Annotated in this window: 11 protein-coding genes and 1 pseudogene; all 12 read right to left on the reverse strand. The window is 61.6% G+C overall.

Features of this window, described 5'->3' with window-relative positions:
- Positions 1-12: 12 nt before the first annotated feature.
- Positions 13-1,971: an acetoacetate--CoA ligase gene (locus GJU48_RS10125; protein WP_094951626.1), complete on the reverse strand. Its 1,959-nt coding sequence runs from the start codon at positions 1,969-1,971 to the stop codon at positions 13-15.
- 151 nt (positions 1,972-2,122) lie between these two features.
- Positions 2,123-2,896, reverse strand: a complete 774-nt coding sequence (locus GJU48_RS10130) for a 3-hydroxybutyrate dehydrogenase (protein ID WP_094951625.1) — start codon at positions 2,894-2,896, stop codon at positions 2,123-2,125.
- A gap of 7 nt (positions 2,897-2,903) precedes the next feature.
- Entirely contained in the window at positions 2,904-4,295 is a 1,392-nt protein-coding gene (locus GJU48_RS10135) for a GntP family permease (RefSeq protein ID WP_094951624.1), read from the reverse strand.
- A 284-nt stretch (positions 4,296-4,579) separates the two neighbouring features.
- Positions 4,580-5,977 (reverse strand): sigma-54 interaction domain-containing protein, encoded by a 1,398-nt coding sequence (locus GJU48_RS10140; protein WP_094952983.1) that lies wholly within the window; start codon positions 5,975-5,977, stop codon positions 4,580-4,582.
- Between the two features lie 31 nt (positions 5,978-6,008).
- A complete protein-coding gene (locus tag GJU48_RS10145; RefSeq protein WP_094952982.1) occupies positions 6,009-7,580 on the reverse strand; it encodes an ABC transporter ATP-binding protein in 1,572 nt (523 codons plus the stop codon).
- 10 nt (positions 7,581-7,590) lie between these two features.
- A complete protein-coding gene (locus GJU48_RS10150) occupies positions 7,591-8,613 on the reverse strand; it encodes an ABC transporter permease (RefSeq protein ID WP_094952981.1) in 1,023 nt (340 codons plus the stop codon).
- Positions 8,613-9,674 carry a microcin C ABC transporter permease YejB gene (locus tag GJU48_RS10155; RefSeq protein ID WP_094952980.1) on the reverse strand — a complete coding sequence of 354 codons (1,062 nt, stop codon included), beginning with the start codon at positions 9,672-9,674 and terminating at the stop codon, positions 8,613-8,615. Before GJU48_RS10155 ends, GJU48_RS10150 begins: the two co-directional genes overlap by 1 nt.
- Positions 9,674-11,536 carry an extracellular solute-binding protein gene (locus GJU48_RS10160; protein WP_094952979.1) on the reverse strand — a complete coding sequence of 621 codons (1,863 nt, stop codon included), beginning with the start codon at positions 11,534-11,536 and terminating at the stop codon, positions 9,674-9,676. The genes GJU48_RS10155 and GJU48_RS10160 overlap by 1 nt, the downstream gene beginning before the upstream one ends.
- A 127-nt stretch (positions 11,537-11,663) precedes the next feature.
- Positions 11,664-11,945 (reverse strand): peptidylprolyl isomerase, encoded by a 282-nt coding sequence (locus tag GJU48_RS10165; RefSeq protein WP_003174386.1) that lies wholly within the window; start codon positions 11,943-11,945, stop codon positions 11,664-11,666.
- A gap of 560 nt (positions 11,946-12,505) precedes the next feature.
- A pseudogene (locus tag GJU48_RS10170) lies at positions 12,506-12,619 on the reverse strand (NAD(P)-dependent oxidoreductase); the annotation flags it as partial.
- Between the two features lie 346 nt (positions 12,620-12,965).
- Positions 12,966-14,579 (reverse strand): ABC transporter ATP-binding protein, encoded by a 1,614-nt coding sequence (locus GJU48_RS10175; protein ID WP_094953755.1) that lies wholly within the window; start codon positions 14,577-14,579, stop codon positions 12,966-12,968.
- 1 nt (position 14,580) lies between these two features.
- On the reverse strand, positions 14,581-15,600 hold the full coding sequence (locus tag GJU48_RS10180; protein WP_094953756.1) for an ABC transporter permease: 1,020 nt from the start codon (positions 15,598-15,600) through the stop codon (positions 14,581-14,583).

A 15,600-nucleotide genomic window follows, 5' to 3' on the forward strand; every position in this document is an offset into this window, starting at 1 on the left:
CGCTGAAACCTTTCATCCTTCAGCCAGCTCGGGGCGATGGCGAAATTGCTCCAAGGCCTGCGGGTTTGCCAGGGCATCGGTGTTCTTCACCGGCTCGCCATGCACCACGTTACGCACCGCGAGTTCGACGATCTTGCCGCTGAGGGTGCGCGGGATATCGCTGACAGCGAGGATCTTCGCCGGCACGTGGCGCGGCGTGGTGTTGGCGCGGATCACCTGGCGAATCTGCTGCTGCAGGGCCTCATCGAGTTCGACGCCGTCATTGAGGCGCACAAACAGCACCACGCGCACATCGTCCTGCCAGCGTTGGCCGATGGCCAGGCTTTCCAGCACCTGCGGGACCTTTTCCACCTGGCGATAAATCTCCGCTGTGCCGATGCGCACGCCGCCGGGGTTAAGCACCGCGTCAGAGCGGCCGTGGATGAGCAGGCTGCCATTCGGGCGCTGCTCGGCGTAGTCGCCCTGGGCCCACACCCCGGGAAACTGGCTGAAATACGAGGCGCGCAGTTTTTTCTGCTGCGGGTCATTCCACAGGCCAATCGGCATGGCCGGAAAGTGCCGGGTGCACACCAACTCGCCTTTTTCGCCGATCAGCGGCTTGCCCTGGTCGTCCCACACTTCGATGGCCATCGCCAGGCTCTTGCATTGCATCTCACCACGGCGCACCGGCAGCACCGGGTTGCCGATCACAAAACAGGAGACGATATCGGTGCCGCCGGACATCGACGACAGGCACAGCTCGCCCTTGATTTCGCGGTACACGTAGTCATAGCTTTGCGGCGATAGCGGCGAGCCCGTCGAGATCAGGCCCTTGAGGCTGCTCAGGTCGTGGCTCAAGCGTGGTTGCAGCCCGGCGTTCTCCAGGGTGGCGAGGAACTTGGGGCTGGTGCCGAACACGCTGATTTTTTCCGCGTCGATCAGGTCGACCAAGCGCGCAGGTCCTGGGTGAAACGGTGAGCCGTCATACAGCACCGCCGTGGCGCCGAGGGCCAGCACCGACACCAGCCAGTTCCACATCATCCAGCCGCAGGTGGTGTAGTAGAACAGGCAGTCCTCGCGCGACAGATCGGCGTGCAGGCCGTGCTCCTTGAGGTGGGTGAGCAGCACGCCGCCGGTGCCGTGGATGATGCACTTGGGCACGCCGGTGGTGCCGCTGGAATAGAGGATGTACAGCGGGTGATCGAACGGCACCGCAACGAAATCGGGCACGCCGTTGGGTTGGTAAAAATCACGCCACAGCGCGACCTTGGCCGGGGTCCGATAGTCTTCGGCGCGCGCTTGCGGCCGCGCATAGGGCACGATAATCAACTGTTCGAGGGACGGCAGGCGTTCGAGGATTTCATTCAGTTTGGCCGTCTGGTCGATGTCCTTGCCGGCATAGCGGTAACCCGCGCAGGTGATCAACACCTTGGGTTCGATCTGGCCAAACCGATCGACCACGCCTTGGGTGCCGAAGTCCGGCGACGAGCACGACCATATCGCCCCGAGGCTGGTGGTGGCGAGCATGCCCACCAGGGTTTGCCAGGTGTTGGGCATGCACGCGGCTACGCGGTCGCCCACGCCGACACCGGCCGCGCGCAGGCTGTGTTGCAGGCCGGCGACGTGTTCGGCCAGTTCGGCGTAGGTCAGCTGTTCGCGCTGGCCGTCCTCGCTGATCGCGACCACCGCCGGGTGATCGTCGCGTCGGCGCAGCAGGTGTTCGGCAAAGTTCAGGGTGGCGCCGGGGAACCACTGGGCGTTGGGCATCTCAGTGTCTTCGATCAACGTCGTGGTGGGCGGGCTGCGAAACGCTACGTCGAAGAACGCGACGATGGCCTGCCAAAAGTAGGGGCGCTGGTCGATGCTCCACTGGTGCAGGGCAGGGTAGTCGGGCAGTTGCAGGCCGTGACGCTCATTGATAAAGCGCCGGAACTGGTCCATGCGCGTGTTGCGAATACGTTCGGGGGAGGGTTGCCAGAGGATTTCGGACATCAGCAAAGTCTCTTGTTCTTGTATCAATCTACCCAACAACACAGCGCCAACCTGTGGGAGCTGGCTTGCCTGCGATAGCGGTGTATCAGTCATGCATGAGCCAGCTGACCCAGCGCGTCCAGCGCCCACATTTGATCTTCAGTGTCTGTTTTTATTGGGCCAGCCAGCCGCCGTCGATGTTCCACGCGGCACCACGCACCTGGGCGCCCGCCTCACTGCACAAAAACAACACTAACTCACCCAGCTGCGGCGGCGTCACAAACTCCAGCGACGGCTGTTTCTCCGAGAGCAAATCATGCTGCGCCTGCTGCGGGCCCACGCCTTTGGCTGCGCGGTCATCAATCTGCTTTTGCACCAACGGCGTCAGCACCCAGCCCGGGCAGATGGCGTTGCAGGTGACGTTACTGGTGGCGGTTTCCAGGCCCACCACCTTGGTCAAACCGATCACCCCATGCTTAGCCGCCACATATGCGGCCTTGCCCACCGAACCGACCAGGCCATGCACGGAGGCGATGTTGACGATGCGCCCCCAGCCCTTGGCCTTCATGCCTGGCAAACTCAAGCGCGTGCTGTGGAACACCGAAGACAGGTTGATCGCGATAATCGAGTCCCAGCGTTCGGCCGGGAAGTCTTCCACCGCCGACACATGCTGGATGCCGGCGTTGTTGACCAGAATGTCCACGCCGCCGAACTCACGCTCGGCGTAGGCGATCATGTCGGCGATCTGTGCCGGGTCGCTGACGTCGGCCGGGTGGTGGCCGACCTTGCCGCCGAACGCCTGCACCTGGGCGATCACCGCGCTGGCGTCGCCAAAGCCGTTGAGGATCAGGTTGGCGCCGGCCTTGGCCAGGCTCAGCGCGATGCCCAAACCGATGCCGCTGGTGGAGCCGGTAACCAGGGCGGTCTTGCCGTTCAAAGTCGTCATGAAAACCTCACACAATGCCGGTGGCGTAGAAAGTACCGATCACCACGAACACCGCAAGGGTCTTGATAATCGTGATGCCGAAAATGTCCTTGTAGGCTTCGCGGTGGGTCAGCCCGGTCACCGCCAGCAGCGTGATCACCGCGCCGTTGTGAGGCAGGGTGTCCATGCCGCCGCTGGCCATGGCCGCGACCCGGTGCAGCACTTCAAGGGGGATATTGGCCGCATGGGCCGCCGAAATAAAGCTCTCGGACATCGCCGCCAGGGCAATGCTCATGCCGCCGGAGGCGGAACCGGTGATGCCGGCCAGCAAGGTCACGGTAATCGCTTCGTTGACCAGCGGGTTGGGGATGCCCTTGAGCCAGTCCGCCAGCACCAGAAAGCCCGGCAACGAGGCGATCACCGCGCCAAAGCCGTATTCCGACGCGGTGTTCATCGCCGCCAGCAGCGCACCGCTCACCGCGCTTTTACTGCCTTCGGCGAGCTTGCTGCGAATTGCCGACCAGCCGAATACCAACACCATCACGATGCCGACCAGTAACGCCGCCTGCACCGCCCAGATCGCTGTGAGCTTGGCGATTTCGGTGGTCACCGGCGCGCTCATGCCCGGCAGGCTGAGGCTGTGGGTCTTGCCGTACCACTGTGGGATCCAGTGGGTGAACAGCAGGTTCATCACGCCCACCAGCAGCAGCGGCGACAGTGCGATCCACGGGTTAGGCAGGGCGATATTTTCAGCAGTTTCCGGCTCGTTGCGCAGCTCGGTGCCGTAGCCTTCACCGGCACGCTGGGCCTTGTTGCGCTGGCGCGCCAGGTAGAGCATGCCGGCACAGAACACGAAGATCGTGCCGATCAAGCCCAGCCACGGCGCGGCCCACGCGGTGGTGTTGAAGAAGGTGCTGGGGATGATGTTCTGGATCTGCGGCGTGCCGGGCAGGGCGTCCATGGTGAACGAGAACGCGCCGAGGGCGATGGTCGCCGGGATCAGGCGCTTGGGGATATTGCTCTGACGGAACATCTCCGCCGCAAACGGGTACACCGCAAACACCACCACAAACAGCGAGACGCCGCCGTAGGTGAGCAGGGCGCAAACCAGCACGATCACCAGCATCGCCTGGCGCGTGCCGAGCAAACGGATCGCGGCGGCGACGATGGCGCGCGAGAAGCCCGACAGTTCGATCAGCTTGCCGAACACCGCGCCGAGCAGGAATACCGGGAAATACAGTTTGATGAACCCGACCATTTTTTCCATGAACACCCCGGTAAACGCAGGGGCGACGGCGGACGGGTCGGTGAGCAGGACGGCGCCGAGGGCGGCGATGGGGGCAAACAGGATAACGCTGTAGCCACGGTAGGCGGCCAGCATCAGCAGCGCGAGGGCTGCCAGGGCAATGATCACACTCATGGTGTGTCTCCAGATCGAATTGTTATTTTTGTGGGGTGGTGCTTTGGAGAGGAGCTATAGCTAGATGTGTGCCAACACATTAACATGTTCAAATATAAGGATATTGTTTTTACTTTAAGCTGCGTTTTTGAATTTTGTCTCTATTTTGAGACAGGTGAATATTCAATGTGGGGGCTGGCTTGGCTGCGATGGCCATAGGTGTCTACACATCTTTTGATAGGTTGTGCAAGCCCGCTCCCACATTAGAATATCTACATTTGTAGATTCTCGTCCCTATATAGAGACTAGGTAATGCCAAGGGCGACCATTTTTTTGTACAGCGTCGACCGCCCCAGCCCCAGGCGCTTGGCTGCCCCTACTACGTTGCCTTCACACGCCGCCAAAGCCGCCCCAATCACCTGGCGATCAAAGCGCTCCCGCGCCGCCGCAAACGTCTCGCCCTCGACCGTTTCCACCGCGCCACGCGCCACAGGGCTGAACGTGCCAATCGCGGCGCGAATCTCCCCCGCATCCAGCACCAAGTCATCACTCAGCAACGCCGCGCGCTCCAGCACATTGCGCAGCTCTCGGATATTTCCCGGCCACGCATGCTGCGCCAACAGCGCCAGTGCCTCGCGGTCCAGTTCATGCTGGCTGCGCAACTCTTCCAGAATCGCCTCACTCAACGCCGGAATGTCATCCAGCCGCTCACGCAACGGCGGCACCTGGATCGGCAGTACATTCAGCCGGTAATACAAATCCGCGCGGAACTCGCCGCGCTTGATCGCCGCCTCCAGGTCCATGGACGTGGCGGCAATCACCCGTACATCGCTGTGCCGCATTTCATTGGAGCCCACTGGCTCGTATTCCTTTTCCTGCAACACCCGCAGCAGTTTGCTTTGCAGCGGCAGCGGCATGTCGCCGATTTCATCAAGGAACAGCGTGCCGCCCTGGGCGATCTGCAATTTGCCGGGGCGGCCTTTGCGGTCGGCGCCGGTAAACGCGCCCGGCGCGGTGCCGAAGAACTCGGCTTCGAGCAGGTCACCGGGAATCGCCGCGCTGTTGATGCTGACGAAGGCTTTGTGCGCACGCGGTGATGCGCCGTGAATCGCCTGGGCCAGCAGCTCCTTGCCGGTGCCGGTTTCGCCGAGCAGCAACACTGGCGACTCAGCGCTCGCACTGCGCCGCGCCCGGCGTTTGACTTCCAGGCTGGCCGCGCTGGTGCCGATAAAGTGCGCGAAGTTGTATTTGCTCTGGCGCGAGCGCAACAGCGAGCGGGTCGACGCCAGCTCCTGCTGCATGCTCAGGTAGCGCTCGATCAGCGGCGACAGGTTGCGCAGCTCGTCGAACAGCGCAAAGCCAATCGCACCGATCACCGCGCCGGCATCGTCGTGAATTGGCAGGCGCATCACCACCAGCGGGCCTTTGGGCGTGTCCTGGATGTCCAGCAAGATCGGCTGGTCATTGCGCACCACCTGGCGCAACAGGCTGTTGGAAATCACCTGTTCGCAGGGCTGGCCGATGGCCTCGTCGGCGCTTTTGAGGCCGAAACGCTTGGCGTAGCGCTCGTTCATCCACACGATATTCGCGTCGCGGTCGACGATCACCGTGCCTTCGCTGGACTGCTCGATGATCTCGAACAGCGACTGGATGGCCAGGCCGCGAACCTGTTGGTAGTCCTTGAGGCTTTCGTTGCTATTCATGCGTGCCGAATCCTGTGATCGCTGACGTCTCTCACAAGGGGATATGCGCAGCCGCCAGCAGTTCTTTGGTGTACGCGTGCTGGGGCGCTTCAAATACCTCATGACTCGCGCCACGCTCCACCACCTTGCCATCCTTGATCACAATCATGTCGTGAGCCATGGCGCGTACCACGGCCAGGTCATGGCTGATAAACAGGTAAGTCAGGCCGTACTTCTCTTGCAGTTCACGCAACAACGCCACGACCTGCTTCTGCACCGTGCGGTCCAGGGCTGAAGTGGGTTCGTCCAGCAGCATCAGCGCCGGTTTAAGCACCAGGGCGCGGGCGATGGCGATGCGTTGGCGCTGGCCACCGGAAAATTCGTGTGGGTAACGGTGCCGGCTGGCGGGGTCGAGGCCCACGTCCTTGAGCACCTGCATCACTTGCGCATCGCGCTCGGCCAGGCTGCACGGTGCGTGCACTTCCAGGCCTTCGCTGATGATCTGCTCCACCGACATGCGCGGGCTGAGGCTGCCGTAAGGGTCCTGGAACACCACCTGCATCTGCTTGCGCCACGGGCGCATTTGCTTGTGGTTGAGCGGGTCGAGGGCCTCGCCCTGGAAGCGGATACTGCCGGTGGAATCGAGCAAACGCAGAATCGCCTGGCCCAGGGTCGATTTACCCGAGCCGGACTCGCCGACAATCCCCAAGGTCTTGCCGCGCTGCACGCTGAGGCTGATACCGTCCACCGCGCGCAGGTAGGTCTTGCGCTGAAACAGCCCGCCGCTGAGGGGGAATTGCACCGTCAGGTCATCGACCTGCAACACCGTTTCGCGCTCATCGCTGCACAGTGCATCGCCGGCCGGTTCCGCATCCAGCAACAGGCGGCTGTAAGGGTGTTGCGGTGCGTTGAACAGCGTCTGGCAGTCGGCCTGCTCGACGATTTCACCGGCGCGCATCACGCACACGCGCTGCGCGATGCTGCGCACCAGGTTGAGGTCATGGCTGATCAGCAGCAGCGACATGCCCAGGCGCTGTTGCAAGGACTTGAGCAGCAGCAGGATCTTGCGCTGCACCGTCACGTCGAGTGCGGTGGTGGGTTCGTCGGCGATTAACAGTTCCGGCTCGCAGGCCAGGGCCATGGCAATCATCACCCGCTGGCGCTGCCCGCCGGACAGCTGATGCGGATAGGCTTTGAGGCGCTCCAGGGGTTTCTGGATGCCCACCAATTCGAGCAGTTCAAGGATGCGCGCCTGCGCCGCCTTGCCGCCCAGGCCCTTGTGCAGCAGCAGGGTTTCGCCGATCTGCTTTTCGATGCTGTGCAGCGGGTTGAGCGAAGTCATCGGCTCCTGGAAGATCATCGCAATGCGGTTGCCACGCAGCTTTTGCAGGGTGGCCGCCGAGGCGCCGATCAACTCCTGGCCGCGATATTTCACCGAGCCCGTGGTCTGCGTGCCGGCTTCGGGCAGCAGTTGCAGGATCGAGTGGGCCGTCACCGACTTGCCCGAGCCTGACTCGCCCACCAGCGCCAGGCATTCGCCGGGGCGCAGGTCCAGGCACAGCTTGCTCACCACGGTCTGGCCGCTGAAGGCGACACTCAGGTCGCGGATTTCAATGAGGTTCATAGGCAGTCACTCATGAGCGTGGGTCGAAGGCATCACGTAATGCCTCGCCGATAAAGACCAGCAGCGACAAGATCAGCGCCAAGGTGAAAAACGCCGTCAGGCCCAGCCAGGGCGCCTGCAGGTTCTGCTTGCCCTGGGCGATCAGTTCGCCGAGTGACGCACTGCCCGCCGGCATGCCGAAACCGAGGAAATCCAGGGCGCTCAAGGTCGAAATTGCCCCGGTCAAAATAAACGGCAGGTAGGTCAACGTCGCGGTCATGGCATTCGGCAGGATATGCCGGCGAATGATCTTGCCATCGCCCAGGCCCAAGGCGCGCGCGGCCTTGACGTATTCCAGGTTGCGCCCGCGCAGGAACTCGGCGCGCACCACGTCCACCAGGGCCAGCCAGGAAAACAGCGCCATGATCCCCAGCAGCCACCAGAAGTTCGGCTCGACAAACCCTGAGAGGATGATCAGCAAGTACAGCACTGGCAGCCCGGACCACACTTCCAGAATGCGCTGGCCGAGCAGGTCCACCCAGCCGCCGTAGTAACCCTGCAAGGCGCCGGCGGCAATGCCAATGGCGGCGCTGATGGCCGTTAACGCCAGGGCAAACAAAATCGACACGCGGGCGCCAAAGATCACCCGCGCCAGCACATCACGCGACTGATCATCGGTGCCCAGCCAGTTCACCGTCGACGGCGGGCTGGGGGCAGGGCGGCTCAGTTCGTAGTTGGGCGTGTCATCGCTGAACGGGATCGGCGGGAACAGCATCCAACCGCCGTCCTGCTTGATCAGCTTTTGCACGTAGTCACTGCGGTAGTCGGCCTGGAACGGCAACTGCCCGCCGAACTGCTGCTCGGTGTAGCGCTTGAACACTGGGAAATACAGCTCGTTCTTGAAGCTGAGCACCCAGGGTTTGTCATTGGCGATCAACTCGCCGCCCAGGGTCAGGATAAACAGGCCGATAAACAACCACAGCGACCACCACCCGCGACGGTTCTTCTTGAACCGCTCGAAACGCCGACGCGCCACCGGAGACAAATTAAGCATCAGGCGTTCCTCGCGGCGAAGTCGATACGCGGGTCCACCAAGGTGTAGCAGAGGTCGCCGATGAGTTTTATCAGCAGGCCAAACAAGGTGAAGATGAACAGCGAACCGAACACCACCGGGTAGTCGCGGGACACGGCGGCTTCATAGCTCATGCGGCCCAGGCCATCGAGGGAGAAGATCACCTCGATCAGCAGGGACCCTGCGAAAAACACGCTGATAAACGCCTGGGGAATCCCCGAGATCACCAGCAGCATGGCGTTGCGGAACACGTGGCCGTAGAGCACGCGCCGTTCGCTCAAGCCCTTGGCGCGGGCCGTTACCACGTATTGGCGGGTGATTTCATTCAAGAACGAGTTTTTGGTAAGGATGGTCAAGGTCGCAAACCCGCCGATAACCAGCGCGGTAACCGGTAGCACCAAGTGCCAGAAATAGTCGGCAATCTTGCCCACGGTGCTTAGCTCTTCGAAGTTTTCCGAGACCAGCCCGCGTACCGGGAACCAGTTGAGCGAGGTGCCACCGGCGAACACCACAATCAGGAACATCGCGAACAGGAACGCCGGCATCGCGTAGCCGATGACGATGGCGGTGCTGCTCCACACATCAAAGCTGCTGCCATGGCGTACTGCCTTGCGAATCCCCAGCGGGATCGACACCAGGTAGGTGATCAACGTGGCCCATAAGCCGAGGGAAATAGTCACCGGCATCTTTTCCAGGATCAGGTCAGTCACGGTCGCGCCGCGAAAGAAACTGTTGCCGAAATCCAGCTGCGCATAGCTCTTGAGCATCAGCCACAGGCGTTCCGGGGCGGGCTTGTCGAAGCCGTATTGTTTTTCGATGTCCTTGATCAACTTCGGGTCCAGGCCGCGGCTGGCCCGTGAGCCGCTGCTGATGCCCTCGCCGGATGAGCCACCGACGGCACCGCCGCCGATGCCTTGCAAGTGCGCAATGGCTTGCTCCACCGGGCCGCCAGGCGCGGCTTGGACGATCACAAAGTTAACCAACAGGATGATCACCAGCGTCGGGATAATCAGCAGCAGGCGCCGCACGATATAGGCAAACATCAGCGGGCACCTGCGCGTTTTTTCAACTCGGCGTTCATTTGTTCATTCGTCAGTGGCGTGGGGCTGATTTCCCACCAGGTTTCCAAGGCTTCGTCGTTCTTCGCCTCGATGGCCGGGCGGCCGAAGCGGTTCCACCACGCGGCGGAGGTGCCGGGCGGGTAGTAGTTGGGAATCCACAGGTAGTTCCATTGCAGCACGCGGTCCAGGGCGTGGGCGTAGGTGAGCATCTGCGCCTGGGTGTTGGCCTTGACCAGGCCCTTGATCAACGTGTCGACGGCCGGGTCCTTGAGCACCATGTAGTTGTTGGCGCCCGAATCAAACGCGGCGGCGGAGCCGAAATAGTTGTACAGCTCCATGCCCGGCGAGGTGGTGACCGGGAAGCCGGTGACGATCATGTCGTAGTCGCGGGTCATCAGCCGGTTGACGTACTGGGAGGAGTCGATGCGGCGAATATTCAGGGTGATGCCGATCTGCGCCAGGTTGCGTTTGTACGGGAGTAGCAAGCGTTCCAGGCCGTTTTGTGTATTGAGGAAGGTGAACTCAAGCGGCTCGCCTTCGGCGTTGACCAGCTTGTCACCTTGCGGCTTCCAGCCCGCGTCCTCCAGCAAGGCCAGGGCTTGCAGCTGCTTGTCGCGGATCATGCCACTGCCGTCGGTGACGGGGGCCTTGAACACTTGGGTGAACACTTCGTCGGGAATCTGCCCGCGCAAGGGCTCAAGAATCGCCAGCTCCTCTGGGGTCGGCAACTGGCTCGCCGCCAGTGGGCTGTTGGAGAAATAGCTCTGCTGGCGGATGTACAGGTTGCGCATCATCTGCCGGTTGGCCCATTCGAAGTCCCACAGCATCGCCAGGGCCTCGCGCACGCGGCGGTCCTTGAACATCGGCTTTTGCACGTTGAACACGTAGCCCTGGGCCGGTTGCGGCATCTCTTTGGCCAAGTGCGCGCGTTGCAGGCGGCCATCGTCGAGGGCCGGGCCGTTGTAGCCGATGGAATAACCGGTGGCGGAGAACTCCCGGTTGAAGTCGTAGGCACCGCCACGCAGCACCTGGCGGGCCACTTCGGTGTCGCCGAAGTACTCCAGGCTCAGGTGATCAAAGTTGTACAGGCCACGGCTGACGGGTAAGTCCTTGCCCCACCAGTCCGGGTTGCGGGTGAAGGTGATGGTGGCGCCGGAGTCGATCTTGCTGACCTTGTACGGGCCGCTGCCCAGTGGGGCTTCGTAGCCGCCACCGTTGGAGAAGTCGCGGGTTTTCCACCAGTGCTCGGGGAACACCGGCAGGGTGGCGATATCCAGGGGCAGGGTGCGGTTTTCATTGCTGGAGAAATCAAAGCGCACCTGGCGCTCGCCTTCGACTTCGACGTGTTTGACGTCGGCGAACAGGGTGCGGAAACGCAGGCTGCCTTGGGTCATCAGCAGGTCGAAGCTGTAGCGCACGTCTTCGGCGGTGATCGGTGTGCCGTCGGCGAAGCGCGCCTTGGGGTTGAGGTAGAAGCGCAGCGACAGGCCATCGTCGGCGCGTTCCATCTTTTCGGCGACCAGGCCGTAGACGGTGTACGGTTCATCCAGGGAGCGTTGGGCCAGCGGGGCGTACAGCCAGCCGTCGACCTGGGAGACGCCGATGCCTTTGTCGATGTACGGCAGCACGTGGTCGAAGCGCCCGATCTCAAGGGCTGAGCGCTTGAGGCTGCCGCCTTTGGGGGCGTTGGGGTTGGCGTAGTCGAAATGGGTGAAGCCGGCGGGGTACTTGGCCGGTTCGCCGTAGACCGTGAGGTAGGTCTGCGGGGCCGCGATCACGGCGGTGCTGGCCAGCAGCAGGGCCAGGGCAGAGCTAAGGAGTGCTGTGGAAAAAGCCAATCGCATTGTCAGCCTTGAGTGCCGGGTGAAGAATAGGTTTTTGTACGTTAACGGCTTCAACGTTGCCAGTCATCACATGCACAACGGCCCACCATAAGGCGGGCCGTTGTTTATAGCATTAGCACGGACTGGATCAGTCCTGGCGGCTGGTGACTTCCAGCAGGTGGTAGCCGAACTGGGTTTTCACCGGGCCTTGCACGGTGTTGACCGGGGCGCTGAAGACGACGGTGTCGAATTCTTTGACCATTTGGCCTGGGCCGAACGAACCGAGGTCACCGCCTTGGCGGCTGGAAGGGCAGCTGGAGTTGGCTTTGGCGACTTCTGCGAAATCGGCGCCGCCTTCGATCTGGGCTTTGAGTTCGTTGCACTTGTCTTCAGTGGAAACGAGGATGTGACGGGCGGTAGCTTTGGCCATGGGGAATAACTCCTTGAATAAAAAGGGTGAGCGTACCGGATTCAGGCGGTTATTTGTTGGCAAAGTTCCATGTTTTGTTGGTTGGTTGAGTACATATCCGTTGCTGCGGTAACGGCTAACTAGGGTTGCGCTCTTACAGCGGGCCACTTTTGGCAAACGCGCGGAATGCCGGCCCAGCCAAAAGTACCCAAAAGATCTTTGCCCCACCACTCGGTGCCGAGTGGTGGGGCACAACAACCCCAGTACTCATCCACATTTGCGCCGCCATGGGCCATCCTTGGCCCATCGCGGCTAACCCGGCGTCCTGCCGGGTTACCCACGGATTCAAGCCTGCGTTCGGCCATCGTGGTTAACGGGGCGCCTAGATCAAGATCAAAAGCAAGAGCACGGCGGCCTAGTAGCCGACCTGAGTGGTAGAAGCAAAAGCAGGGCAGAAGCACAGCAAAAGCACGGCAGTCACTCTCTGCTGATGTACTGAGATCCCAATGTGGGAGCGAGCAAGCCCGCTCCCACAATTTTGACCGAGTTTAGCAGCACCCACATTCGACTGTGTGTGAGGCTTATAGGATCGGTTTGCCGCCAGTCACCCCATAGCGCGAACCCGAAATGTAGCTGGCTTCATCCGAGGCCAGCAGCACATAGATCGGCGCCACTTCCACCGGTTGGCCGGGACGCCTGCAGCACTGCAGTGCTCTGCTTTTCTGTGGGAGCTGGGGTGGCTGCGATGGAGGCACCTCGCCATCAAGTACACCGTGTTGTTGGCAGGGCTTAACGGGGCCTGTCAGATCGAGATCAAAAGCAGAGCACGGCGGCCTAGTAGCCGACCGAGTGGTAGAACAAAAAAAGCAAAAAAAACAGCACACACGCCCCCAAAGCCGGAGTGAGGGCACACCGAGCCTAGGCGAGGTGCCGAGTGGTGGGGCAAGAGCCTTTTGGTTACTTTTGGGCTCTTTCAAAAGTGACCCGCCGTAAGGGCGGAACCAATATCAGCCAATACCGCAGCAACGGATATGTACAAGGTCAACCGCCAACCCCAGCAGGCACCAAAAACGCCGCCTCCAACAACTGCCGCGTGTAAGCATGCTGCGGCTCAGCAAAAATCGCCGCCGCGTCCCCCTGTTCCACCACCTGCCCATGCTTGACCACCATCAACTGGTGACTCAGCGCCTTGACCACCGCCAAATCATGGCTGATAAACAGATAGGTGAGGTTGTACTTGGCCTGCAAACTGCGCAACAACTCCACCACCTGCCGCTGCACCGTTCGATCTAACGCCGACGTCGGCTCATCCAGCAAAATCAAGCGTGGCTTGAGCACCAACGCACGAGCAATGGCAATCCGCTGCCGCTGGCCACCGGAAAACTCATGCGGATAACGATGCCGCGACTCCGGGTCCAGCCCAACCTCGCGCAGCGCCGCAATAATCGCCGCTTCCTGCTCAACAGCCGTGCCCATCTTGTGAATCCGCAACCCCTCGCCAACAATCTCGCTGACACTCATCCGCGGGCTCAAACTGCCGAATGGGTCCTGAAACACCACCTGCATTTCCCGCCGCAACGGCCGCACCTGTTGCTGGCTAAGCCGGTCCAACTGCTGGCCTTCAAAGCGAATCCCACCAGTGCTCGCAATCAAGCGCAAAATCGCCAGGCCCAGGGTCGATTTGCCCGAACCACTCTCACCGACGATGCCCAAGGTCTGGCCCTGGGGCAGGCTGAAATTGATGCCGTCCACCGCCTTGACGTAATCCACGGTGTTACGCAAAAAGCCCTTCTTGATCGGAAACCACACTTTCAGGTCATCGACTTCCAGCAACGGCGGCCCGACCTCATTGGTCGCAGGCCCACCACTGGGTTCAGCCGCCAGCAATTCCTGGGTGTAAGGATGTTGGGGCGCCTGGAACAGCGTCTCGCAATCGCCTTGTTCAACGATGCAACCCTTCTGCATTACGCACACACGATGGGCGATGCGCCGCACTAGGTTCAGGTCATGGCTGATCAGCAACAACGCCATGCCCAGCCGCGCCTGCAACTCCTTGAGCAACTCGAGAATCTTCAATTGCACCGTGACGTCGAGGGCCGTGGTCGGCTCGTCGGCGATCAGCAGTTCCGGCTCGTTGGCCAGGGCCATGGCGATCATCACCCGCTGACGCTGGCCGCCGGACAGCTCGTGGGGCAGGGCCTTGAGGCGCTTGTGCGGCTCCGGGATGCCCACCAACTCGAGTAATTCCAGAGTGCGCCGGGTGGCGACTTTGCCGGTAAGGCCTTTGTGCAGGCCGAGCACTTCGTTGATCTGCTTCTCGATGCAATGCAGCGGGTTCAACGAGGTCATCGGCTCCTGAAAGATCATCGCAATGCGGTTGCCGCGAATATGCCGCAGGGTTTTTTCTTTGAGGGTCAGCAGGTCTTGCCCGGAATAACTGATGGTGCCCGCCGGATGACGGGCCAGCGGGTAGGGCAGCAGGCGCAGGATCGAGTGGGCGGTGACCGATTTGCCCGAGCCGCTTTCGCCGACCAGGGCCAGGGTTTCGCCGCGCTTGATATCGAAGCTGACGTTGTTGACCACGCGGTGGTGGTGTTCGCCGGTGACGAACTCGACGCAGAGGTCGCGGACTTCGATCAGATTGTCCTGATTCATCTCATTTCCTCGGGTCGAAGGCATCGCGAGCGGACTCGCCGATAAACACCAGCAAACTCAACATGATCGCCAGTACGGCAAAGGCACTCATGCCCAGCCACGGCGCTTGCAGGTTGGATTTGCCCTGGGCCACCAGTTCACCCAATGACGGTGAGCCGGCTGGCAGGCCGAAGCCGAGAAAATCCAGGGCGGTGAGGGTGCCGATGGCGCCGGTGAGAATGAACGGCATGAAGGTCATGGTCGACACCATGGCATTGGGCAGGATATGCCGGAACATGATCGCGCCGTTTTGCATGCCCAGCGCCCGCGCCGCACGCACGTATTCCAGGTTGCGCCCGCGCAGGAACTCGGCGCGCACCACGTCGACCAGGCTCATCCACGAGAACAGCAGCATGATGCCCAGCAGCCACCAGAAGTTTGGCTGCACGAAGCTGGCGAGGATGATCAGCAAATAGAGCACTGGCAACCCGGACCAGATCTCCAGGAAGCGCTGCCCGGCCAGATCGACCCAGCCGCCGTAAAAGCCCTGCAAGGCCCCGGCGATCACGCCGATGATCGAGCTGAGCACCGTGAGCGTCAGGGCAAACAGCACCGACACGCGAAAGCCGTAGATCACCCGCGCCAGTACATCGCGGCCTTGGTCATCGGTACCCAGCAGGTTGACCGAGGAGGGCGGGGCCGGCGCCGGTACTTTGAGGTCGTAGTTGATGCTCTGGTAGCTGAACGGGACCGGCGCCCACAGCGTCCAGGCGTCCTTGGCTTTGAGCAGTTCCTGGATGTACGGGCTCTTGTAGTTGGCCTCCAGCGGGAATTCGCCGCCAAACGCGGTTTCCGGGTAGCGCTTGAGCGCGGGGAAGTACCAGCCGCCGTCGAAGTGCACGGCCAGCGGCTTGTCGTTGGCGATCAGCTCTGCGCCCAGGCTGAGCACGAACAGAATCAGGAACAGCCACAGTGACCACCAGCCACGCTTGTTGGCCTTGAACCGCTCGAACCGGCGGCGATTGAGGGGGGATAAGTTCAT

It is taken from the genome of Pseudomonas sp. IB20, assembly GCF_009707325.1.
Classification (GTDB): domain Bacteria; phylum Pseudomonadota; class Gammaproteobacteria; order Pseudomonadales; family Pseudomonadaceae; genus Aquipseudomonas.

Excerpts from the sequence above, each read along its gene's own strand:
- GJU48_RS10125 (WP_094951626.1), bottom strand. The coding sequence starts at position 1,971 with ATGTCCGAAATCCTCTGGCAACCCTCCCCCGAACGTATTCGCAACACG.
- GJU48_RS10130 (WP_094951625.1), bottom strand. The coding sequence starts at position 2,896 with ATGACGACTTTGAACGGCAAGACCGCCCTGGTTACCGGCTCCACCAGC.
- GJU48_RS10135 (WP_094951624.1), bottom strand. The coding sequence starts at position 4,295 with ATGAGTGTGATCATTGCCCTGGCAGCCCTCGCGCTGCTGATGCTGGCC.
- GJU48_RS10140 (WP_094952983.1), bottom strand. The coding sequence starts at position 5,977 with ATGAATAGCAACGAAAGCCTCAAGGACTACCAACAGGTTCGCGGCCTG.
- GJU48_RS10145 (WP_094952982.1), bottom strand. The coding sequence starts at position 7,580 with ATGAACCTCATTGAAATCCGCGACCTGAGTGTCGCCTTCAGCGGCCAG.
- GJU48_RS10150 (WP_094952981.1), bottom strand. The coding sequence starts at position 8,613 with ATGCTTAATTTGTCTCCGGTGGCGCGTCGGCGTTTCGAGCGGTTCAAG.
- GJU48_RS10155 (WP_094952980.1), bottom strand. The coding sequence starts at position 9,674 with ATGTTTGCCTATATCGTGCGGCGCCTGCTGCTGATTATCCCGACGCTG.
- GJU48_RS10160 (WP_094952979.1), bottom strand. The coding sequence starts at position 11,536 with ATGCGATTGGCTTTTTCCACAGCACTCCTTAGCTCTGCCCTGGCCCTG.
- GJU48_RS10165 (WP_003174386.1), bottom strand. The coding sequence starts at position 11,945 with ATGGCCAAAGCTACCGCCCGTCACATCCTCGTTTCCACTGAAGACAAG.
- GJU48_RS10175 (WP_094953755.1), bottom strand. The coding sequence starts at position 14,579 with ATGAATCAGGACAATCTGATCGAAGTCCGCGACCTCTGCGTCGAGTTC.
- GJU48_RS10180 (WP_094953756.1), bottom strand. The coding sequence starts at position 15,600 with ATGAACTTATCCCCCCTCAATCGCCGCCGGTTCGAGCGGTTCAAGGCC.